Below are 22788 nucleotides of genomic sequence, written 5' to 3'. Positions count from 1 at the left end.
CAGGGGTTTTAGAACCATGACGGCAACTGCTTACGCTGCTCCGGCATTCTGTGAAGGGATTCAATATTTCAGTGAAGCCCCCAGCGACGTGATGCCCTATTTGGAGTCGGCTGCCATTAGTGAAGGGGATCAGGCAATCCCATCCCCCAGCGATCCGAAAGCCGTTTACCAAACAATATTGGCCGCCGATGCGCTGCGTTATTTAACGCTACAAATGACAGCAAGCAAGCAGTCCGGCCACCCCGGTGGTTTTGCCAGTATCGCCGATGGCATCGCCGCGCTGGTGATGTTGGGCTATAAAAATTTGATTACCGAAGTGGGCCACCATGCCCCTGGTTTTTACAGTACGGTCTTTTTGGATCGCTCCCTAGAAGCCATGGGAATTAACACCGTCCGTCAGATGTGCGATCGCTTCCGCGAAACCGACGGTCTATTGGGTCACCTGTCTGGACAAATCCCAGGACTGCTAAATCCCGCCGGTCCCTTAGGCCAGGGACAACATTTTGCCATGGCTGGTGCCAAGCTGCACCCCGGCACCCTCTTCCCAGTCACCATTGGGGATGGTGGTTTGGGAGAACCCTACATCATAAGCAGCATAGGCCACTTCACCACGGCCTATCCCCAATCCACCAATTTCCTCCCCATTTTGGTATGGAACGGATTCTCCCAGGAACACCACAGCATGGTGTCCACCCAATCTAACGAAGCCATGGTTGCCTATTGGCAGGGCAACGGCTTTAAAGATGTGATTTTGGTAGATGCCAAGGATTACGACGATGCTAATCAGCCAGGCCCCTACGTCGATAGCACAGCCTTTTCCCTAAAACAGCGCATGGCCTTTACCCAGGCCCTGTTAGAAGCCACCGATAAAGCAGCCAAACAAGCTCTCTCGGGCACTTTAACGGTGCTCATCGTCAAACAGCTCAAAGGGGCAGGGGTGCACAAGCGTGGGGCCAAGTCCCATAACCTCTACCCCGGCGACACCCTCGATAAAGACTATATTGCCGCAGCCCTTAAAACTCGAGCCCTACCCACCGCCGGGTGGGAATTAGTCCGTAGCAATTTTGAGCGGGCCAACGGTGGCCCCAACGTCAACACTGCGGTCACAGAATCCGAACTCCCCCTGGCCGATCTTGGCACTCTGCCCCTAAACGAATTTCCTGTCGGGGGCGACAAACAGGTGGCCACCACAGCCATGGGTGCCCTGGTGGGGTATGTGGGCCAACAGGACTCCAACTTTGTTGTAACCAACGCCGATGGCAATGCGGCCTCCGGCATCAACAACATCAACCAGGCCCTCAAGATCGTTCACCCCACCCCAGATGAACTGTATTTCCAAGGCCCTGGCGGTCAGGTATATGAACCCCTGAGTGAAGATGCCTGTGCGGGGATGGCGGCGGCCCAAGCCCTATTTGGTGGTCGTAGCCTGTGGTGTTCCTACGAATCCTTTGCCATTAACGGCCTACCCATTTGGCAAACCGTCACCCAAGCCATGGCAGAATTACGCCGTGACACCCCTTCCACCATTTGTCTCTTTACCGCCGGGGCCCTAGAGCAAGGCCGGAATGGCTGGACCCACCAGCGCCCTGAGATTGAGAACTACTTCGCCGCCATGATGCGCAATGGCAATGTGTTTCCCCTCTTTCCGGTGGATGCTAACAGCATCCAAGCCTGTTATGAGTGGGCCGTAAACACTAGCAATAAAGGAATTACCATTACGGCTAGTAAATCTCCTCTCCCCATTCGCACCACCCTGGCCCAAACCCGTGCCGCCATCGAAACGGGGGCCATTGTGTTACAAGAAACGCCCGGAGAGAAAACCGTTGTCTTTGCAGTGGTTGGCGACATGATGCTATTGCCCGTTCTAGAAGCTGCAGCCGCTTTAGCCAAAGACGGCATCGGCTCTAAGGTCGTCGGCATTGTGAGCCCACGTCGTCTTTATCGGTCCAGCGATGTGGCTTGGGCAACCTGTCGCAAAGGGGATGATACCTTCTTAAGTGACGCTGACTTCGATGCGCTCTTTGCCGGCGATGTTGTATTGGGTGTGACTGGTGGTTCCAGCGCTATGCTAGAACCCGTTATGTTACGCAGCAATCTTCGTCGCGATGTGCTGGCGTGGAAACGGGGTGACACCACAGCCAGTGCGGGACAGTTGTTTGCTTTCAATGGCTTAACGGCAGAAGCAATCACAGCCCGCAGCCAGGCGCTGTTATTAGGTTAATTTCAACTGCAAGTTTGTATTATTGAAAGACTTTTTGTGACACCTAAGATTGTGGCCTACCAAAGCCCACAATCTTAGGTGTTTTTTGTCGTGTTTAGGGTGATTTGTGGTCCCTGCCGCAAGTTTGCCTAGGGTTTCTCAGCAATTTTGCCCATTGTTGACCGATGGAGTTGTAGTCTTCTACGACAGTAGTGCCATACTGCTGGCTATCCACACAACGACAGAAGGTTGATGATATGTATTCTCTCAAGCATCTGTTCTCCCAGTCGTCGATTTGTACCCTTGCCCTGGTAGGCATGGCCCTGCCTGCCTTTGCCCAGACATCATCTGAAATCCCAGCAAATATTGACCGTACTATTGAGCAATCTATTGCGCAATCTACCCCCGATACATTTCGAGACAATGGCTGGTATGTTTCCATAGGCCCTAACCTGGTATTTGGCTATCCTGTTGATATTGCCTCCGATGGCACGGTACCCATTACCACTGCACCCCTATTTCCAGGAGGACCTGCAATTGTTACGGATATTCCCATCGATATCTCCCTAGATACGGACACGGGCTTTGGCATCAACGGTGCCGCAGGCTACCGCTTTGATGATGCTCGGGTAGAGCTAGAGGTTGCTTACACCAACAATGATGTCAATGGAGTCACCGTCAACAACTTAGCGGAAATTCCGCTGGATGGAGGCATTGAATCGGCTCAAGTGATGGTGAATGGCTACTATGACATTCCTACCAATAGCCGCTTTAGCCCTTATATTGGCGGCGGTGTGGGTGTTGCCACCCTAACTGCGAATGATGTAGAAACCAACATTCCTGGCCTTGGTGATTTAGCCCTAGATGATACCGGCGCAAGCTTTGTATTTCAGGCCAAAGCCGGTGTTGCCTATGCAATTAATGACCAAGCCAGTGCTTTTGTCGGCTACCGTCTGCACGGACTACCGGGGCAAAATTTTAGAGCGTTTGATGCGGATTTTGATGCGGATACGGTTCTCATCCATTCCATACAGTTAGGCGCCCGGTACGAATTCTAGGGTTTAACCTACACCATAAATGCGATAGCGCGCATTTTCATAGAGCAGGGGCAACTCTAGCGTCTGCTCTACATTGGTAACGGCGTAATCACTTTGGTATTTCTGCATTAAACGGCTCATTTGCTCTGTATCTAATGCGTTGTAGGCATCGGTCAGGGCGCTACGAATTTTACGGCGGGCATCGGTACGGCGATCTGTATAGCTCAGGAGGTCGATGCCGCCCCCCAGATCGGTGATACGTTCAAACCAGGCTTGGACATCTGCGGAGGAGGCACTGGGCACAAACCGAAACTTGGCGATGGAAGGATGATCTGACAGCCAGGGCAACGCGGTTAGATCCACAGGGGGTGACACCACCGGTTGGCCCTCGGGCACATGCTGTTTTAGCCAGGTGGCGGCAGCCTGTAGCGGCGGATTGACCCCCTGTTCTTGGCTGGGAAATTGTTGCAGGGCAATGGCCCCTCGGTAACAACGGGTAGCTTCTAAGCCAAAGCCAAATAAGATTATGAGTACGATTGCGATCGCACCCTTTCGATGGCGAAACACGAGCTTTTCTAGGGCCAAGGCCAAGAAAAAAGCTGTGCCTAAGGGCAACATAATGTCCCCTACGCGAAAGGGATAATATTGCAAAAATTGCCCATTTTGATCAAACGGAGCCGCCAAAATACCAGCACCAAATGGCACTAGCATACACAGAACAAAACACATAAAATCGGCACGGCGGGTTGCGATGGGCAACCCCTGGGGCGTTTTTTGCACGGCGGATCGCAGGACATAGAAGGCGCTGCCACCAAAGATAACAAGGGTGGCCAATAGATAGTGCCACTCTTCGGCTGGCCAAGCCATCGGATTCACATGGTGAGGGTTGCGCAAAAATGAATAGATATAGGCGGGGGAAATAGTACTGTCCTCCACTGGGCTCAGCAGCTGGGTAAGCACGGCAATGAGGGCAAAGATACTGGTCAGCCCATAGATGGGGATGGCCGCTAACCACCGACGACCATCGCTCAAAACATCGAACCGTCGCCAACCCAACCAAACCAGCACGGCAATGGAGGTCCACCCCCCCACCAAGGCATGGAACGAGGCAGCAAGCCCCAACCATGCCGTCAGCCAAAGATATCGCCCAAACAACATGGCATGGAGCGCCATAAAAATAGCACCATAGGCAAAGATTTTGGGTTCTATGCCACCAATCAGCCACTCCCCGGCCATCACCCCCTGGGGACCACGCACATAAAAAAATAAACCAATGGCCACCAAGAGGGTGAGTAAGCGTAGGCCTAAGCTACGGGCCAATGTCCAGAGCCCCACGGCAATGGCTAAATACCCCAGGATGCGCCCCAGGATGGAGGTGGCGAGGAAACCAATGGTGACCGTTAAAGGACCAAACAATAATTGAAACAGTAGGCGATACCCTGGTGGTTCACTGTAGTAAATGTCCTGGGCCAACCAGCTTGGGTCTACAAAATGCCGAGCCAGGGGCAAATGATGGAGCTCATTAACGGCCCCCATATTGCGGTCACACAAAAACCGCAGACAAAAGAATAGGGTAATTGTGAGAACTGGTAAGACCCAGTTTTTCAGGATAGACTGCGGCTGAGACAAAACACTCACAAGGATATTAACTCACGGCAATAGCTAACAAATCGCGTTGACAGGCAACAACCCTAGGCATACATATAACCGGGCGCCTCGAGGTGGAAGACCAACGGCAGGGGAAACACTTTTCCAAAGAGAGAACCTAGGACAAAAAAAGAAACAACGAAACGGGATTTCATCGTCTCCCTAACTATCGTTGAGCAAATTCCCAGGGTGGCCGTAGAGTCGATAGCCACCATTTTCGTATAATACCGGCAGTTCTAGCTGTTGGGATGCGTTGGTAAGCACGTAGCGGCTGCGGTACTTGTCCATGAGGTGACTCATTTGGTCCGTATTTAGGCCATTGTAGGCCTCCCGCAACCGTTGTTGCACAGGGCGACTATTATCAACGCGGCGATCGACATAATTGAGGATATCCACCCCACCCCCCAAATCCGTTATGCGTTCATACCAGGCTGAAACATCGGCCGAAGAGGCACTGGGCACAAACCGAAATTTAGCAATGGTGGAATGCTCGGAAATCCAGGCTAAAACATCTATATCTACAGGGGATGAAATAATTAATTCTCCATCGGGGACATGTTGTTTAATCCAGTTAGCCGTAGCCTTTAGCTCGGGGCTGACTCCCTGTTCTTGACCAGGAAAGTCTTGCAGAGCCAGTACTTTTTGATGGAAGTTAGGCAGCTCTAGACCAAAGGTGATGAGGACAATCAGGCTCAGTGCGATCGCACCCATACGATGTCGAAACAGCCATTGATCTAACGCCATCGCCAGAAAAAAAGCAGCCCCCAAGGGCACCATCACATCCCCCACCCGGAAAGGATAGTATTGCAACAATTGACCATTCGTATCGAAGGGAGCCAAGATTACCCCGGCCCCGAAAGGCACTAACGTACAGAGCACAAAACAGAGAAAGTCTGCACGATTGCGAGTAATCTGCTGGTTGCGAGTAATCTGCTGGTTGTTTTTTTGCTCATGTTTATCTGCCTGTCGAAGATAAAAAGCACAGCCCACCAAGATCACCAAATAAGCCAACAAACCTAGCCAGACATCCCAGTGCCAACTTAAGGGATTGACATGGTGGGGGTTTCGCAAAAAAGAATAAATTGAAGATGGTGAAATATCACTCTCTTCTACCGGACTCAACAGCTGCGTCAAAACAGCCGTAACAGCAAACACCCCAGTCACCGCATATATCGGGATTGCCGCCAACCATCGTCGACCATCAAACAATATATTCCTGCGTCGCCAAAACAACCAAACCAGCAAGCTAATCGCTGTCCAGCCCCCCACTAACGCATGGAAAGAGGTAGCCAACCCTAGCCAAGCCACCATCCATAGATAGTGCTCTTTGAATAAGGCTGTCAGGGCAATAAAAATGGCACTGTAGGCAAATATCTTGGGCTCAATGCCCCCCACCCCCACTAACCATTCTCCCGCCATCATGCCCTGGTGTTTATTCACATACACAAACAAACAAAGGGCCAGAAATAACGTCAAAAAACGCATTCCCAAACTACGGGCCAGTATCCACAAACTCACAGCAATGGCCAAATATCCAAGAATGCGCCCAATAATTGAAGTAGCCAGAAAGCCTAAACTGACCGTCAATGGCCCAAACAACAGTTGAAACAGCAACCGATATCCAGGTGGCTCACTATAGTAAATATCTTTATCGAGCCAGCCTGGATCCATTAAATGGCGAGATAATGGCAAATGGTGCAATTCATTTACCCCACCCATATTGCGAATAAATAAAAACTTGATGCACAGAAACAGCGTAATGATTGCAATGGGTAATACCCAGCTTTGAAGAGTAGACTGCTTCTGATTCAGAAAAATCACAGAATTTACACCAAACACTGACGCAGTCAAAGTCTAAGCACCTTTGACTGCGTCAGTTTATCATCCCAATAGTCGCTAAGTCATAACGACAACCCGCTAGCTTAGCCGTCTTACGCAAGCTACCACGCAGCTTAGAACTAGTTGGCTAGCACTCCGGGCCAATTTTCATCTGCCTGCGCAATATAGCCAGGAATATCCTTCGCCCAGCGTTTCTGGATCTTATCGTTAAAGTTTAAATAAAGTTTGCCATCTACAATTTTCCAGGCAGTAGGCTCAATAGGGGCGGTGTTACCTTGGCTGACCGCATAGGCACAAAAGCCACCATACTGGGGTGCGTAGTCCTCGGGGTTGGCAGCAAAGAGGTCACGATTTTCCGCTGAAGCGAACTGCCATAGGGCACCTTCCCATTCATAGGTGAACTCGCCGCTACCGGGGGTGTATTCCCCCACGGTAAAATAGGCCACCGGATCCGCACCAAGAATCGCCACACCATCGTCAGCAAAGACCGCATATGTGGCAGCAGCTTGCCCAGCAGGGGCAGGGGCGGTGGAGGTATTAGAGGTGGCGCAGCTAGCCAAGAACATGGTGCTAGCCAATGCTAATGAAATAAGGATTGAGCGTTTCATAACATCGGGAAAAAGGATCTGTATTTATTAAACGCCCTGATCCTGAAAACTGTCTGAGAAACATCTTCGATGCGTCTGATTTACGCCTAGTGCAGCGTCAAAGCTAAAAAACAGGGTTAAGCGGGCTTCGACAAGCTCGACCTACGGGTAACCGTGGATAAGCGGTAGGCCCTGTGTGGTGTATCGGGGTTTAGGCGCGTTTTAGCCAATCACTCATCCATCCTAAAATTTAGGATTAACAGACCACTGGATGTTCTTTCAATACTTTTTACGAGACGTGCGCGTCTCTTTCCCAACGGTTAGCACTCGATGCATGAAGGGGGAGCGCAAACAGGGTGCAAATTGTTTGGGGAAATCCGCAGAGATCACCCCAAACAATTTATTCGAACGACTTTCAGCGTATACAAAACAGAGTCTCTCACCACTTATATTATGTGAGCACAACAATCAAAAAAGTGATGATTAAAAGCAGCAAAAACACTGACCACACATCGGATGTGGGGTTTTTAGCAGGCTTTTTGGGAGGGGTTGTTGCGAGGTCTCGCCTAAAGTCGCAGAAGATGCATGCAACCCGGTCTTTGGTGGTTAAAACTAATCCTTGCTTGCTACAGGAAGGACAGTTAGGCATGCCATAGCTAAGGGAGGGAATTTGGCTAGTCATGTGAGTAGTAGGAATTAAAGAGGGCTGCCAACGCAGCCAGGACAACCTGTGCGTTGACACCCTTAGAATAGGACCTAAAATTTTCCATGCGGTCGTCCATGCGGCGGCTGCGGTTATGAAAATTTCATTTCCTTAATACTGCTTGGATTTTTTACCCCTGCAGCATGCTCCCCAAAGGCTTTAATTACTTGGCTTAAACCACAAATACAGCTGAAGCACCGTTGCGAAGAGCCTTAACCGTAGACCTTAACCGGCGACATTCAGGTAGTAGCCACTGCTATTTACTACAACCGAGATACGTGCCGTTTTTGACATTAGCATAAAAAGCTCAAAATATGGGCAAATCAGACAACGACGATTCAACGGCCCCGATAGCTCCAAAAAATCTAATCTTTTCCTAAAAAAGCCAATACCAACTGCATAGTCGTTCAATGGTCGCCGTAGCGTCGTGGCTTGACGGTGTTGGGCTCAATACTCCCTATTGAGGTTGCCGCTGGATAGGTAGCTGCATATTAAAAATGTATGCCAATTCACACATTGGAATGTCCTAAGGGGTGAAAATACCCCTAGGAAAAATAATCAGGGCCCTAGGGTTTCGTTTCCAGTTAAACGCATGTCCGAAAACATCTACGCTTATCTGACACTCAAACCAGAATATCGTAAACAATTTTTAGAGGAGGCAAAATCAAGATTTCCAAGACGGCACTTTAAGGGGACATGGGAAGCAATCAATGAAATCAGAAGTGATGATGCCAAAATTAGTGATGACACGATTCGCCGCATCTTAACCATAGATAATTACAAGGGACTGCGAGAAAATGTAGAGACTATTTGCGTTTTTTTTCAGGTCCAGTGGCATGAGGCCTGTGTCCAAGGAGATTACGTCCTGGGCATCGATCCATGCATTGACAGGATTCGTAAACAAATAGCTACAACGTTTTTTGCTAAACAAAGACGCGCCAATACCCAGCAACTGAGTCGAAAACTCACTAGGGACTTTATTGAGCTTTATTTAATTGAAGTCCAGGCGTTACCGTCGGAATATCCGCCTGTGGCAGATCCCCATGCCCTGGTGAATAGCGCAAGTCTTACGGACGAGGACTTTGACCGCATTGGCGTCCAGTTGCTGCGGGGTAAAAAACGCGCAATTAAAGAAGTCATCGGGGATCATCACAATGTTTTTGTCTATGGGGATCCGGGCTCTGGCAAAACAACGTGCCTACAGTGGATTACCCTCAAGTGTGCCCAGAGAGAGATTTTGCAGGATTTTGTTCCGATTTTTATTGGGGCACGATGGTTTGCTTCTGTTTCTGGCCATGACACTCTCCAAGGATGGATTGAGCAACGATTTAGCGAATGGAACTGTAGTCATGCGGAGCGGCGTGAAATTTTAGCATCTGGCCAGGCCATTTTTATTTTTGATGGCATTGATGAAACCGCATCCGGAGAGCGAGAACGGATTGAAGCCGAGCTTGAACGCTTGCTGCATCACTACGGCCAGTGCCGATTTATTTTTAGTTCTCGTTTAGGGCGTGAGTTTCCTTTTTCTGAAGGGTTTCAGCAGGTTATTATTGCCCCCCTACAGAAACGACAGATCCAGCAGTTTGTCGAGAATTGGTTTAGTCAACCAGACAAGGATAGACAGCTGGCCGCGCAAATGCTTAAAACATTGCGTTCGAAGACATACCGGGGAATACGAGAGCTTTCCCAGCGGCCTATTTTGCTCGATCTGCTATGTGTTGTCTTTGAGAATCAGGCCGCTCTTCCCAATAGGCGCTTTGAGGTCTTCCGGCGGGGCATTGACCTGATGACGCGCAAAAATATTGCGATCGCACACGGAACAACGACCTTCGCCATGCTGCGGGAAGTCGATGTCCGCAATATCCTATCTAAGCTGGCCAATCACTTTTTTCTAAAGCGTCGGATCATCTTTCCCACACTAGAGGTAGAGCGAATAATCCAGGACTATTACGCAACAAATTACAACGAAAATAGGAGTTTAGTCCCAACCCGAAAGATCCTACAAGGCATTGAAAATTCCAACGGGTTACTAGTACGCTGGGCAGATAACTTTTGTACGTTTTCCCACTTAACCTACCAGGAGTTTTTCACCGCCGACAATCTGGTAAGCACAGGGCAGTATCCAGAAGTCTTCAATCATCTCGAGAAAAACCGCTGGCATTTTGTGATTGGGTTAATCTCAGAATCGCTTTCCGATAGAGCCCTATGGGATTTTTTCCGTGAGTTTAAACATAGAGCCGATGCCATGGTTGCTGAAGACACAAGCCTCGTAGAGTTCCTGGCTATGGTCAATGAAACTGCAATGGGCACATCTCAATCCTTAGACTCAAGACAGCCCCATCTCGAGGTATATGCCCGTGCCTGGTACTTTGTCTCTGCCCTCAAAGAGACAGGCAGTGTCACCAATCGGGGGCTGATATACAAATATTTCGATCTACCAGATTTTGAATTCGCCACCAGCATGATTGATGGCAAGGTTCTAGAAATCCATGAGTGTGTTTATAAAACCTTTTACGCCTTCGAAAAAGGGATGAAAACACCAGAAAGTTTCATGGCCTCCCTGCAACGGTTGGAGCAACTATTCCTAGACGATCACCAAAATGCTGAAGTTATCAGAGGATGGTTGAAGTTTATACCTCAGCAAAAAAGAGCCTTCGATACCCCGGCGGAATGGTGGCAATCCAAACAAAGCTATTGGAGAGAACGGATCATCACATTTATGCAAAAGCTTCAAATGCCTTGCGCGATAGAGTTAACCCAAAAGCAAAAAGACAAACTCCATGCTTACTACAATGTGACCAAGCTATTCTCCACCTGTATGACCCGTTCCCTATTAGAAGATTCGCAACGGCAGAACATTGTTGATTCGATGCTAACGATTCAAGCCCTGCCGCCCCGGGACTGACCGGCCTACCCTGGAGTACCATCAGCGCCGCCAGGGTAGGCTGCCACCACCGTGACGTAGTGTCGTAACAGCGCCTACGGTGCGATGGGTTGGGCAAAAAAGCCAAGATGGTTCCCCACGGGTCGTTCTTTCCCTGGCACTTTGGCATGGATCGGGGTATTCAACAACTTTGGCCCCCTAGAGGATTCCATGGCCAGTGTGGTGGAGCCCCCACCATCTAAGCGTACGGCGGCATCAGCGCCCAACTCCATGACCAGATCAGTAACCTCTCCTAAGGTTATACCTTCGCTGTAGAACGGTTGTTTTCCATCCACCAATACTAGCCACAGGCGAGTGCCGGTTTCGTCTAAGGCCGCCACCGTAAATGAATAGGGTTTGAGCCCCTCCTGCTCAATTACCTTTTTTAACCGATCCGTAGGTTGACCGTGTTCTAACAGTGGCAGATTACCGGCCACTGCATAGTCAGTGCCCTCTGCACAGGTGCCAATGGGGTTAATCAGGGCTCGTTGATCGGTGAAACAGATAGACGGTGGCGGTGGCAGATTAATGGGATTAACCTGCTCGACGACTTCTCCGTCAGAGATGGCCACCCCCAGCAAGTTCATTTGTTGTCCAGGGCGGGGTTCGTAGTGCCATGGGGTGACTTCCTTAAACGGCAGAAAAAAGTTGGCGTTGACCGCTAGCTGTAATTGATGGGTTTCTAAAAAGTCAGATGTGCGCTGAGCCCGAGCTTTATGACTTTTGGAAATACCCCGCTTAGTGACTTCTATGCCGGCATATTTGGGCGTCACAAATGGCCGCAACCCTGGCGTTGTCAGATCGATATCGACAATGTGCACAATGTAAGGCCGGGGAGTCTCCATTACCTGCCGACTGTAGGTAATTCCTTGAAATAAGGGCTGGCGATCAATGGCTGTGGGCTGTGGCCGACGCCAAACGGTACAGCTATACAGCACAATCGGCAGTAATATGCCGAGCCACAGTAAGCCTTTATTTGCTTTACGCCGGAAAAACATGGTTATCTGCTGAAAATAAAAGGTGGGTTATCGGGCTATGACGATGCTCACTGGTTAAAGTAGCCATTCATTTCCTTAGGATTTACGAATGCATGCATAAATTTGTAATGGCTTTAAGGAGATGATGAAGTATTTGGCGGGGGCTATGGGGTTCTATAAGTCTGTAGCTACGCTCAGAATCGATCCGTTTGAAACCTGAATTTATGGTCCTACGTCGTTCTTGGAATCGCCCTGATGGTATATATGCATTGGGACTAGTTGCGATCGCACTTTTCACATTCCATGGCCTTAGCAGCCTGGTATTCACAGCATTAGTATTGGCTCCTAGCAGCCCTCAATGGACAGTGGCGTTGGTCCTGGCCATCTTGTTTATGGTGGCTGGAGCAACGGTTGGTATTCAATCTCTACAGTCTTCGCCAACAAAATCTGGGTGGCTGCCCGCCCTAATTAGCGGCGCATCCTCCATGGCGTTGGTTTTTGCCTACCTCACGGGTCAACTAGCAGGGCAAAAAGCCGCCGTATTGGGTGTTCCGTTGGGGATACTTGTGGGCGGTGGTTTAGGCATTTGGACCACCCGTCGCGCTGGCTTTGAGCGTGTCGTCATGGCCCTAATTGGCAGTCTATGTGCCTACGGCGCAGCCTTCGGCTTAAGCGGATGGACCATTGCAGCCGCCACATCCCAGCGTTGGGGCATTATGCTGGCACTAGGACTATTGGCTATCGCATATTTGTGGATTACCCAACGAAGCTTGAAATGGACCTACTATCAGTGGCAAAATTACGTAAAAAAAATCAGGCGTTGCCGCTCTTGAGGATGACCTTGAGTCGCTATATCCAGGGCTCCTGACCCATGGCCGAAGTTGCTTCATCCCTTACATCAGCCCCGGCAACACCATAAAAACTTGGCCAATCACGGGTGTCTGTGTTTGTTATGCAACGTTCTAAAATGCTCAAACTGGTTTGGGCAAGCCTTTTTACTTGGCTGATGGCCATGGGCTGTGGCGCCCCCCGTCTAGCCACTGATGTGAGCACAGAAACAAAAAGCAGGCTGACCGTATCAGCAGCAACAAGTTTGCAAGATGTGTTGGATGAGATTGCCCATCAGTTTATCAACGCTCATCCTACAATTGCTATAGATTACAATTTTGGTGCTTCGGGGGCACTCCAACGGCAAATTGAGCAAGGGGCCCCTGTGGATATTTTTTTTGCGGCCGCAACACAGCCGATGGATGAGTTGGAACAACAAGACTTAATTGAGCCACACTCTCGCCAAAATATTCTTCGCAATCGCTTGGCGGTGGTGGCCCCCCTAGATTCACCCTTGGCGATTGGCGATGTCTCCCAGCTTGACGCTATGCGTGTCAGTCGCTTGGCCGTGGGGGAGTTTCGTAGCGTTCCCGCAGGGCAATATACACAACAGGTTTTTGAAAACCTCAATCTTCTAAAGGCGTTCCATAGCAAATTTGTCTTTGGTAACAATGTTCGTAGCGTTTTAGCTGCGGTAGAAAGTGGCCATGTGGATTTAGGCATTGTCTATGCTACCGATGCGGCCATCTCCCAACAGACCAAAGTATTGATGACGGTACCCGCTAATTTACATCGTCCGATTATTTATCCCATTGCGCTGGTGCAGGGCAGTGGTCAGCCCGAGGCGGCCCAGGCCTTTATTGATTTTCTCACCACCGACATTGCCCAATCCATATTCCAAGACTTTGGATTTGGTGCTATCTAATCATAGAGAACGGGTCCCTCGTTACCTTGCCTCTATCGAATGCTAGATTTTTCACCGCTTTGGATCTCGTTACGCATTGCCGCCATCGCCACCATTTTCACCTCATTTTTGGGGGTGGCTGTCGCCTATTTTATGTATCACTATCGGGGCCGGTGGCGTTCTTGCTTAGATAGTATTTTGCTGGCCCCCATGGTTTTGCCCCCCACGGTGCTGGGTTTTTTCCTTTTGATGGTGTTGGGCAAACAGGGCCCCCTAGGGCAGCTTTTGCACTCAGTCAATCTAGGCGTTGTGTTTACCTGGTATGCGGCGGTGATCACAGCCACGGTGGTGGCCCTGCCGCTGATGTACAAAACAACCCTGGGCGCCTTTGAGCAAATCGACAGATCGCTGTTGCAGGTAGCTCGTACCTTGGGGGCAAATGAAACCAGTGTATTTTTTCGCATTACATTGCCTTTAGCCCTGCCTGGATTGGTAGCCGGGATGACACTATCGTTTGCTAGGGCCCTGGGGGAATTTGGGGCCACCCTAATGCTGGCTGGCAATATTCCGGGGCGGACTCAAACGTTGCCCATGGCAATTTATTTTGCAGTGGAACGGGGCGATGTACGGGAGGCGGCCCTATGGAGTGCGGTAATTTTGACGGTGGCGTTAGGGGGAATAGTCGCTGTTAACCGATGGTCAACACAACAAAATAGAAGACCCAGAAAACAGTCTGCGGGACCATTCATCTGGTCACTTCCAGCCCCCCTGGATGGTCAACCTTTAGGAGACGTTAGCGTTCGGCACCGTGAGCGTCAGCCTCCAGGGATTAATGACAAGCGCCCACACCAGCCTGTCCTAGAGGTGGCGCTTACCAAACAGTTGCCTCACTTTACGCTAAATGTTGAGTTTTCTACGACCCAGCAACCGCTGGGGCTGCTGGGGGCATCGGGGGCGGGGAAAAGCTTATTGTTACGCTGTTTAGCCGGACTGGAAACCCCGGACACCGGGCGCATTGTGCTGAACGGTCGGGTATTGTTTGATGCCGCCCAGGGCATTGATGTGCCGATTTGCGATCGCAACATTGGCATTCTCTTTCAAAACTATGCCCTGTTTCCCCACCTCACCATTGCCCAAAACATTGCCTTTGGCCTACCAAACCATTTAACCCCAAGGGAAACCACAGCTAGCGTCATGCAGCAGCTCAAGGCTATGCATCTAGCAACCCTGGCCAACCATTACCCCCATCAACTGTCGGGGGGCCAACAGCAGCGCATCGCCTTAGCCCGCGCCCTAGCCAACCAGCCAGCCATGCTACTCCTCGACGAACCCTTCGCGGCCCTCGATACCCACCTACGAGATCACATAGAACAACAGCTAACCCAGCAACTCCAAACCTTTCCAGGCATTACCCTACTGGTTACCCACAATTTAGACGAAGCCTACCGAATTTGCGATCGCCTCCTGGTGTTAGATCAGGGCAGCACCATAGCCCACGGCCCCAAACAGCATATTTTTGAGCATCCCAGCACCCCACGGGTTGCCCAGTTAACCGGCTGCAAAAATCTTTCCCCCGCAATGGCCCTCAACCATCGCTCAGTCAACGCCCATCACTGGCAGTGTCATTTACAAACGCAGACACCCCCACCATCAAACCTGCAAGCCATAGGCATCCGTAGCCATCACATTGAAATACTCACATCAACCCCAGATCCAACAACAGGCCCCAACATCAATACGTTTCCCTGTTGGCTAACGGCCACCAGCACCCTGCCCCACACCATGACCCTATACCTAAAGCTGCATACCCCACCCACCCACGACCAGGACTATCACCTGCAAGCACACGTTACCGAATCCCAATGGCAATTGATCAAGCCGCAACCTGCTCCCTGGCTGGTTCACCTAGCCCCCAAGCGATTACTGCTCTTCACTGAACGTGAGGCTGCATTGCACCGCCAGCCCCAAGATGTTATGAGCGAACATTAATTGCACAAAATACCCTTTACAGCCGTGCCCCCTTGAACAGAGAACCAGACCACTCTGTTGCCGGTTGACGTTGAGAATCCGCCCTAGGCTTTTCGTAAAGGAATGATGTAGCTCCATGAGGAGACCTTAAAGCATCGATGATATCTCTGAAATGATGGGTTGAGTTTTTCACCTAATTCAGCTTTAAAGCGTGAGTTATCAATCTCCTTTATTAGGCACATCATCCACCCTGCAACCCATTTTTTGAACAGTTTTTTCTGATATGAAGTCCCATACCGAACAACGCACACACTTATTTAACTCAGTATGCAGACTAATCACCCCGAGGCCATCGCTAATTTCTCCCACAAAAACAGACGACTTTAAAATAGCCAAACCCATTGCAATGAAAGACTTACAAAAAAGACGCCAACTTATTTAAAGGCTGATGGTGAAGGCATAAGGACGCCAATCAAGGGCTAATTCAGACGCATCAACTTCACTTGTCTGTAAAAAATCATACAGCCACCGAACAGGCCTTCCTTATCGGCCGTTACTCACAAAAGGCCTTTTATGGCAATAGATATATCACCGATTTTTGTTGGCTTGTTTCTGGAAACTATTCGTGATAACACTGAGTCTAAGGAATCAACGGGTTAGCTATCGGCATGATGTTCGTACATCTAAACTGTTCGATGCGACCTAAAACGTGCAAGACATCGGGCTGAAAGTTATATCTGGCAATGCTCGGGGACTAACTGTAATTGTGCATTTAGGAATTAGGTAGGGTGCTGTCTCATCGCTTCTTTATTGTCTGATTAAGTTTATTCGATGAGTGGGGGTTAATGGGTGGAGTGGAAGGGAAAGTGTCGTATAACGCTATTGAGATAACCGCTTAGATTGTCGTCTCATCCACCTATAGACCCTGAAGGTTGGCAAGTGGGGCTTGCTGTTTGTGTGAGCCAAAAGCAGCTTTTTTGTCATTCAACCTCAGTTTTAATTTTTGTATTAATTAGTAAGGTAACCTCTGGAAATCATGCAGTACCAAGGCTCGGTCATCTCTTCAGATCCTAATAACGTTGAAGATTCCTACACTACGTCATCAGTGTTAGCGGCTGATAAAGCTAACAAGGTGGAGACGGTCAATATTTTGGATGTGGAGATTGACAATCTTTCTAAGGATGAGCTGTTAGCTCATTTAGACGCTGAGGGTGGTGTCGTAGTTACGCCCAATGTGGACCATTTGATGAAACTGCAGCATGACCAGGAATTTAAAGAGGTATACTCTGCTGCAGACTTTCGTGTGTGTGATAGCAAAATTTTGATGTACGCGGCCAAGTTTTTGGGCACACCGATTAAGGATAAGATTTCAGGCTCTGACTTGTTGCCTTGGTTCTGTGAGCACAACAAAAATAACCCTGACGTAAAGATTTTCATGCTAGGGGCAGCGCCCGGTGTGGCCAAGCTAGCGCAACAGCGAATCAATGCCAGCATTGGCCGTGAGATTATTGTCGACGCGCACTCTCCCTCCTTTGGCTTTGAGAAGAGCACCGAGGAATGCGATGCCATCATTAAACTGATTAGTGAGTCCGAGGCCAATGTGTTGGTGGTGGGTGTAGGCGCGCCCAAACAGGAAAAGTGGATTGTCAAGCACAGAGACCAGTTGCCCAGCATTAAGACATTTTTGGCGGTTGGTGCAGCCATTGATTTTGAGGCCGGTCATAAGCCCCGTTCTCCTCAATTTGTTACTGATTTGGGCCTAGAGTGGCTCTATCGCACAATGTCTGAACCCAAGCGTCTATGGCGTCGCTATCTAATTGAAGATATGCCCTTCTTTGGGTTGGTGTTCCAACAGTGGTTGGCAGCCCGTAGGCAGCGCAAGTCTGCTTAATTTTTAGCCCGTCGCTCTTCCATAGGTGGATACGGGAAGAGCGACGGGCCGCTAAGTATGATTTTCGGTAGGCAATCAATCTGGAGGGGATATCCCCTCCAGATTTTTTTTATGCCAAGACGCACATTATAGATCTTCTATGTAGGCATCTTGTCCTTGCAGGTTACGCAGTGATGGGCTGTCAGGGCCAAGCACATAGGGAAATTGACCTGTCACTAACGGAACGACTAAACGGCTAGGCTGTTCGGTTTCTAAGGAAGCTAGGGCCGTTTTAGCGGTTGCGATCGCATCGTCTCCTTGCCAACAGGTTAACCACACATGCACCTGATCAACAGAATCAGCATCCGGATCCGAAGAGACCGCAAACATATTGTCACCGGGATCAATCACCATGCGCTGGGCACCGCCGGTTTTCATCACCGCAAACGATTGAGTCAAGACCGTAGCCCTAACCGTATGTTCGAGTAAGGAGCCTTCGCTCTGAGCATCTCCCCACACCAATAACTTATCTCCCACCTGAGACATCACGTCCCCTTGGGTAGCCGTGACAATGGCCAAAACAACAGGACCACGGGTCAGTTGCTCTAGAAGACAAGAAAAAATTGCTAAAGAAGACGTTTTAGGATTGACCGTTATCTGAGCCATAAATATTTAAAGAATGCGCTTTGCAATATCGCAAACAGACATTGATACAAATTACGTGGTTGGGCCTCCACTTTGTGAGGCCTAAACCTCACAGGGTGAGACCTAAACCTCACAGGGTGAGGTACCACGGGCACGATGCTTTATAGAGTTTTCGGCAGAGTTGATATCGCTCCAGGCTTTAGTCGTTCAGATCGGTCCGCTGGGCAACCAGATACAAGTATCTGACGCGCGGATGTCAAATATTATGACAAGCATTCTTAAAAACGACATTGCTTGGCCCATGACAAAGGACACTTTAGAAGTTGGCATGGCGGAGCCTCATCATGTCGCCATCATCAGCGGGTTAAGCCTCCATATCAGCCATAGAAAACTAGCATTACCGATCCCCAGTGTGGTTTCATAATCGGTTGGGTCCCCCCTAAATCAGTAATGGCAAACGTTGCCCTTACCGATCATTTCTATTCTTCGCATCAGCTATGGGACAGACAGCACAAAATATTGGCATTATTGGTGGCGGGCAACTGGCCTGGATGATGGGGCCAGCCGCAAAAAAGTTGGGCTTACGATTAATTATTCAAACGCCCCACCCCTCCGATCCAGCCGTGGCCATAGCTGATGGGTTAGAGCTAGGGGCTGTGGCCGATGCCACTATCACCGCAGCGTTGGCAAAGCAATGCAACGTCATCAGCTTCGAAAACGAATTTATTGACCTACCCGCCCTACAAAAACTGGCCCAACAGGGCACTGGGTTTTATCCCCAGCTGCGATGCCTGGCCCCCCTTTTAGATAAATACGACCAACGTCGCTACTGCCAACAATTGGGGCTACCCTCCCCTCGGTTTACCACCCTAGAATCCGAGGCAGACCTAGGCCAGTTAGACAAACGTGCCGCCTCGATTGGGTTTCCCATAGCCCTCAAAACCCGACGCCATGGTTACGACGGGCAAGGCACATTCATTCTAAAAAGCCTCGAGCAGGTGAAAACCACCTGGGCCCAATTGACCTATCAGCCCGTTCTATTAGAAGCCTTTGTCCCCTTTGAACGGGAACTCGCCGTCATGGTGGCCCGATCCCAGGACGGCAAGGTGGCCGTTTACCCCGTGGTGGAATCCCAGCAGATCAATCAAGTGTGCCGCCGTGTGATCGCACCAGCGGCCGTGGGCGAGGCCGTGGTGCAACAGGTCAACCACATTGCCACCCAGCTAGTCACAAAACTAGATGTGGTCGGCATCTTTGGCATAGAACTATTCCTCACAGCAGACGGGCAGGTGTTGATCAACGAAATTGCCCCCCGCACCCACAATTCTGGCCATTACACCTTGGATGCGTGTTTCACCTCCCAGTTTGAGCAGCAGCTGCGCGCCGTTAGCGGCCTACCGCTGGGATCGGCTGATATGAAATGCGCCCAGGCTGTAATGATCAATCTGCTGGGGTTCGAAACCGCCACATCAGACTACCAGGAGCACCAAAACTCATTGGCCGCCCTAGCCAACGCCCATCTTTATTGGTATGGCAAACAAGAATCGCGCCCAGGTCGAAAACTAGGTCATATCACCTTGACATTAGACCGCATTCACAGTCGGGATGAACTCAATCAGCTGATAAACCAGGTGGAATCCCATTGGTACCCGGCCGACAATGCTTGAGGGCAAACGTTTAAGTTTTTGATAACCAACCATTAAGCAACCAAAGATTTTCGTCAGATTTCACGCAAAAGGGAGCTATCACCCCTAACAAGCAAGCTTTTCTGGAATATCAGGGATTTTCTTCTATTTGAAATCGTAATTGAGAGACGAAAAATCGCTCAATCATCCCTATCGGTTTACCCCTGTCGATTTACCAGGACAGTTAGTTATGATGACTCTAGTTTCACTACGGCGTTGGTGACTGCCAACAATGTTTCTTGATCTATGCTTTTCACTTAAGGGCATCGAACAGGAGTGCGGTGGCAGTATACCGGGCTTGTACCCGGAAACTATAAATCGCAACCACGGGCCCACCTGGATTTTCCAGGTCAAAAACTGAGGTAAGACGGCGCTGCGGTGAAACTTTTAAGAATTGAAAAGCACCTGGTCCTTAGATCAGGTGCTTTTTGCTGTAATGGCTCAGGATTCGGTAGTATTATGGATATTGTTAATGGGTACAAACATACTATCCCATGGTTCAGTATACGATTCCCCAAAGTCCTGAAGATGTTTTGATCACCATTTCTGGGCGTGATTCGGCTAAAGCCCGTGAAAAGGCGATGGATCAGCTTTTGGAAATGATGGGTAGTGGTGATCTAACGACTGATTTGGATGATGGCTTTACCCCAAAGGATTTTATTGAAGTGAAAGACCAACCAACGGAACCAACCGCTGAGGAAAATGCAGTTGTGGATGCGGTGCAGGTGCTTAGCAATCTGGCAAATTTGAAAATCAAGGTTCAGGGCTCCCGCAGTGAGGCCCTGAAGGTGCGAGAGCTGGTGGACCTGCTGTTTAGTGATGATGTGATTGATGATGAACAGCTGGATGAGTTAAAAAGCGGGTTTAAGGTGCTGAAGACCTTTGCCCAAAGTAATCTGCGCTATAAGGATGCGCGGGCCAATGCGGAGGATGCGCGCAAGGTGCTGGATGCTGCCTTAGGCAACTAGGGACAGTTCTAAATACATCTAAATAGGTTTAAGGGGAGAGGTGAACTCCACCGCGCTCAATGAAGTTCAGCCTACGTGGCCAGTCATATGGGCCTGGGATCGATTACCTGCAGGAATGGTAGTGATGCGAAAAGTGATGCGAAAGGCATAAAGCCCGCCAAACGTGGATTTCGTTATCCCCATTGATGCTGTGAGTCCTAGCCCCAGGAACCTGTAGCATTTTTGGATGGGGTCATTCTTGTGAGTCCTAACTCTATTGCGAGTGATTTGAGCGCGATTATAGCAATGAAAAGCAGTGTTATTGAGGAAGCGTTGGCCCCTCAAGATTAGCTGTAATCAGAAAAAGACGATTGTTACGACTCAATAAACGCCGTTGCTGGTTTAAGGGATAGACCGATCTGGCAACGGCGTTTATTGAGCTGCATCCCTTATGTGAAAACATTTCGAGGATCTAACAACGCCCAACTATCTGTTTGCACATATCATTCTTCACTGACCACCATGGGACATTCAGGCCGGAAAAAATATAGTTATCAGGCTATAGGCATAGTCATCGGGCTAAGTGTTCTTTTTCTGGGATTACCGGCTTGGTCTCAACGTAACGTCACAGAACTTTCCGAGACTGCGATCGCGATATCTTCGACGCCTGACTTATTAGAGGGACAGCCTTTAAGGCAGAAACTAGAAGCAACAAATGTTGTTAACAATTCTGCAAGTAATCCCACTATTTTGTTGGAAGAATTAGAAAGTTTGTTTACAGAGGAATTTAGCTCCTATCTAAATTTGGATGGTCAAGTTAGCTCATTAGCAACCAACATTCCCGCTGTTCAAACCACACTGAAGCAAGTTGCCAGCGCTACCGGCATTAAGCCTGGTGTCCTATATGTTTATTTTTCATCCTCCCATGATCATCCTAATAACCAGTTCCAGGATGCTGCTACAGAGCATCCTGATGATGTCCTAGGGGTATTCCTGATTACCCAGGAAGGTCAACCGATTCACAAAGAACTGACATCGGTAACGCGTCGAGATGTGATGCCTGTTGCTGAAGAGTTCTACGCTCAGGTAACTAATGCGATATCTGGAGAATCTCAGTATTTGCCACCTGCACAACAACTCTATGACTGGTTTATTAAACCCATTGAAACCGAGCTGCAAGCACAGGGCATTGAAAGTTTAGCGTTTGCGATGGGTTGCGGGTTGCGAGTATTGCCACTAGCGGCCCTGCACAATGGCAGTGAGTTTTTAATTGAACGCTATAGTTTGGGCCTTATTCCCAGCATCCGGTTAACAAATTTTGATTCTGAGAATTTTATCTCGACTCCCCTGGAGAATACCCAGCTTTTAGCGATGGGAGCTTCAGAATTTCCATCACAGCAAGCTTTGCCTGCTGTGTCACAAGAATTAGATATCATTGCTCAGACCTTTAATAACAGTGATGTTTTTCTAAATGAAGAGTTCACTTTAAGAAACTTGCAGCAGCAAATTGCCCAGGAGCGATACGACATTGTTCATTTAGCGAGTCATGGCGTTTTTTCCTCTGGTGAGCCCCATAATTCTTATATTCAACTATGGGATCAGCCGTTACAAATGAATCGGTTCCATACCCTAGGCTTAATGGATTCGGATATTGCTTTGATGGTGTTAAGTGCCTGCAACACAGCTTTTGGGGATCTTGAATCAGAATATGGCTTTGCTGGGCTAGCTGTAAATTTAGGTATCCAAACGGCATTGGCTAGTCTTTGGCCCATTAGTGATGAAGGCACATTAGGGGTGATGAGCTATTTCTATGATCAGCTAAAGCAACAACCAGTGCGCGCTACTGCCCTACGCCAGGCCCAGCTGACGATGCTGCAAGGAGACTTGCAGTTCGTTGATGGCACCTTATACGGCGTCCATGGGACACCTTTAGCTCATTTTCCAGAACAGAAGTATTCCGGACGTTGGGCCTTCGAACATCCATTTTATTGGTCCACTTATACACTGGTGGGCAGTCCTTGGTAACAT

The 22788-nt window shown here is 49.3% G+C and carries 15 protein-coding genes and 1 other RNA gene; 11 read left to right on the top strand and 5 right to left on the bottom strand.

Features of this window, described 5'->3' with window-relative positions; translation table 11 throughout:
- The first annotated feature begins 16 nt into the window (after positions 1 to 16).
- A complete protein-coding gene (locus IXB28_RS04660) occupies positions 17 to 2221 on the top strand; it encodes a phosphoketolase family protein (RefSeq protein ID WP_215617371.1) in 2205 nt (734 codons plus the stop codon).
- A 236-nt stretch (positions 2222 to 2457) separates the two neighbouring features.
- A complete protein-coding gene (locus tag IXB28_RS04655; protein WP_215617370.1) occupies positions 2458 to 3258 on the top strand; it encodes an outer membrane protein in 801 nt (266 codons plus the stop codon).
- A 3-nt stretch (positions 3259 to 3261) separates the two neighbouring features.
- On the opposite strand, the gene IXB28_RS04650 is transcribed toward IXB28_RS04655, so the two are convergent.
- The 3 genes from IXB28_RS04650 to IXB28_RS04640 form a co-directional block, all read right to left on the bottom strand.
- Entirely contained in the window at positions 3262 to 4875 is a 1614-nt protein-coding gene (locus tag IXB28_RS04650) for a hypothetical protein (protein ID WP_215617369.1), read from the bottom strand.
- Positions 4876 to 5046: 171 nt separating this feature from the next.
- The gene (locus IXB28_RS04645; protein WP_215617368.1) at positions 5047 to 6735 is read right to left on the bottom strand and encodes a hypothetical protein; all 1689 of its coding nucleotides are present in this window, start codon (positions 6733 to 6735) and stop codon (positions 5047 to 5049) included.
- Positions 6736 to 6842: 107 nt separating this feature from the next.
- Positions 6843 to 7331, bottom strand: a complete 489-nt coding sequence (locus tag IXB28_RS04640) for a YHS domain-containing (seleno)protein (RefSeq protein ID WP_215617367.1) — start codon at positions 7329 to 7331, stop codon at positions 6843 to 6845.
- A gap of 1274 nt (positions 7332 to 8605) precedes the next feature.
- On the opposite strand from IXB28_RS04640, the gene IXB28_RS04635 reads away from it, so the two are divergent.
- Positions 8606 to 10918: an NACHT domain-containing protein gene (locus tag IXB28_RS04635; protein WP_215617366.1), complete on the top strand. Its 2313-nt coding sequence runs from the start codon at positions 8606 to 8608 to the stop codon at positions 10916 to 10918.
- 74 nt (positions 10919 to 10992) lie between these two features.
- Here the strand turns inward: IXB28_RS04635 and IXB28_RS04630 are convergent, their stop codons facing one another.
- Positions 10993 to 11934 carry a phosphodiester glycosidase family protein gene (locus IXB28_RS04630; RefSeq protein WP_215617365.1) on the bottom strand — a complete coding sequence of 314 codons (942 nt, stop codon included), beginning with the start codon at positions 11932 to 11934 and terminating at the stop codon, positions 10993 to 10995.
- A 203-nt stretch (positions 11935 to 12137) separates the two neighbouring features.
- Between IXB28_RS04630 and IXB28_RS04625 the strand changes: the two genes are divergently transcribed.
- From IXB28_RS04625 to IXB28_RS04610, 4 genes are all read left to right on the top strand, one after another.
- Positions 12138 to 12746 (top strand): hypothetical protein, encoded by a 609-nt coding sequence (locus tag IXB28_RS04625; protein WP_215617364.1) that lies wholly within the window; start codon positions 12138 to 12140, stop codon positions 12744 to 12746.
- Positions 12747 to 12865: 119 nt separating this feature from the next.
- Positions 12866 to 13666 (top strand): molybdate ABC transporter substrate-binding protein, encoded by an 801-nt coding sequence (gene modA / locus IXB28_RS04620; RefSeq protein WP_215617363.1) that lies wholly within the window; start codon positions 12866 to 12868, stop codon positions 13664 to 13666.
- 39 nt (positions 13667 to 13705) lie between these two features.
- Positions 13706 to 15634 carry a molybdate ABC transporter permease subunit gene (modB, locus tag IXB28_RS04615; protein WP_215617362.1) on the top strand — a complete coding sequence of 643 codons (1929 nt, stop codon included), beginning with the start codon at positions 13706 to 13708 and terminating at the stop codon, positions 15632 to 15634.
- A gap of 1015 nt (positions 15635 to 16649) precedes the next feature.
- A complete protein-coding gene (locus IXB28_RS04610; protein ID WP_215617361.1) occupies positions 16650 to 17504 on the top strand; it encodes a WecB/TagA/CpsF family glycosyltransferase in 855 nt (284 codons plus the stop codon).
- A gap of 126 nt (positions 17505 to 17630) precedes the next feature.
- Here the strand turns inward: IXB28_RS04610 and IXB28_RS04605 are convergent, their stop codons facing one another.
- Positions 17631 to 18149 (bottom strand): XdhC family protein, encoded by a 519-nt coding sequence (locus IXB28_RS04605; RefSeq protein ID WP_215617360.1) that lies wholly within the window; start codon positions 18147 to 18149, stop codon positions 17631 to 17633.
- A gap of 476 nt (positions 18150 to 18625) precedes the next feature.
- On the opposite strand from IXB28_RS04605, the gene IXB28_RS04600 reads away from it, so the two are divergent.
- From IXB28_RS04600 to IXB28_RS04585, 4 genes are all read left to right on the top strand, one after another.
- The gene (locus IXB28_RS04600; protein ID WP_215617359.1) at positions 18626 to 19795 is read left to right on the top strand and encodes a 5-(carboxyamino)imidazole ribonucleotide synthase; all 1170 of its coding nucleotides are present in this window, start codon (positions 18626 to 18628) and stop codon (positions 19793 to 19795) included.
- Positions 19796 to 20015: 220 nt separating this feature from the next.
- Positions 20016 to 20199, top strand: a non-coding RNA gene (gene ssrS, locus IXB28_RS04595) — 6S RNA.
- Positions 20200 to 20307: 108 nt separating this feature from the next.
- Positions 20308 to 20781, top strand: coding sequence for a hypothetical protein (locus IXB28_RS04590; protein ID WP_215617358.1), 474 nt, complete (start codon positions 20308 to 20310; stop codon positions 20779 to 20781).
- Between the two features lie 729 nt (positions 20782 to 21510).
- Positions 21511 to 22785 (top strand): CHAT domain-containing protein, encoded by a 1275-nt coding sequence (locus IXB28_RS04585; protein WP_215617357.1) that lies wholly within the window; start codon positions 21511 to 21513, stop codon positions 22783 to 22785.
- The last annotated feature ends 3 nt before the right edge of the window (positions 22786 to 22788 follow it).

It is taken from the genome of Leptothoe kymatousa TAU-MAC 1615 (genome assembly GCF_018739865.1).
In the GTDB taxonomy this organism is placed as follows: domain Bacteria; phylum Cyanobacteriota; class Cyanobacteriia; order Phormidesmidales; family Phormidesmidaceae; genus Leptothoe; species Leptothoe kymatousa.
The sequence above is the reverse complement of the archived record's forward strand: the minus strand, read 5'-3'. Positions and strand labels throughout refer to the sequence as shown.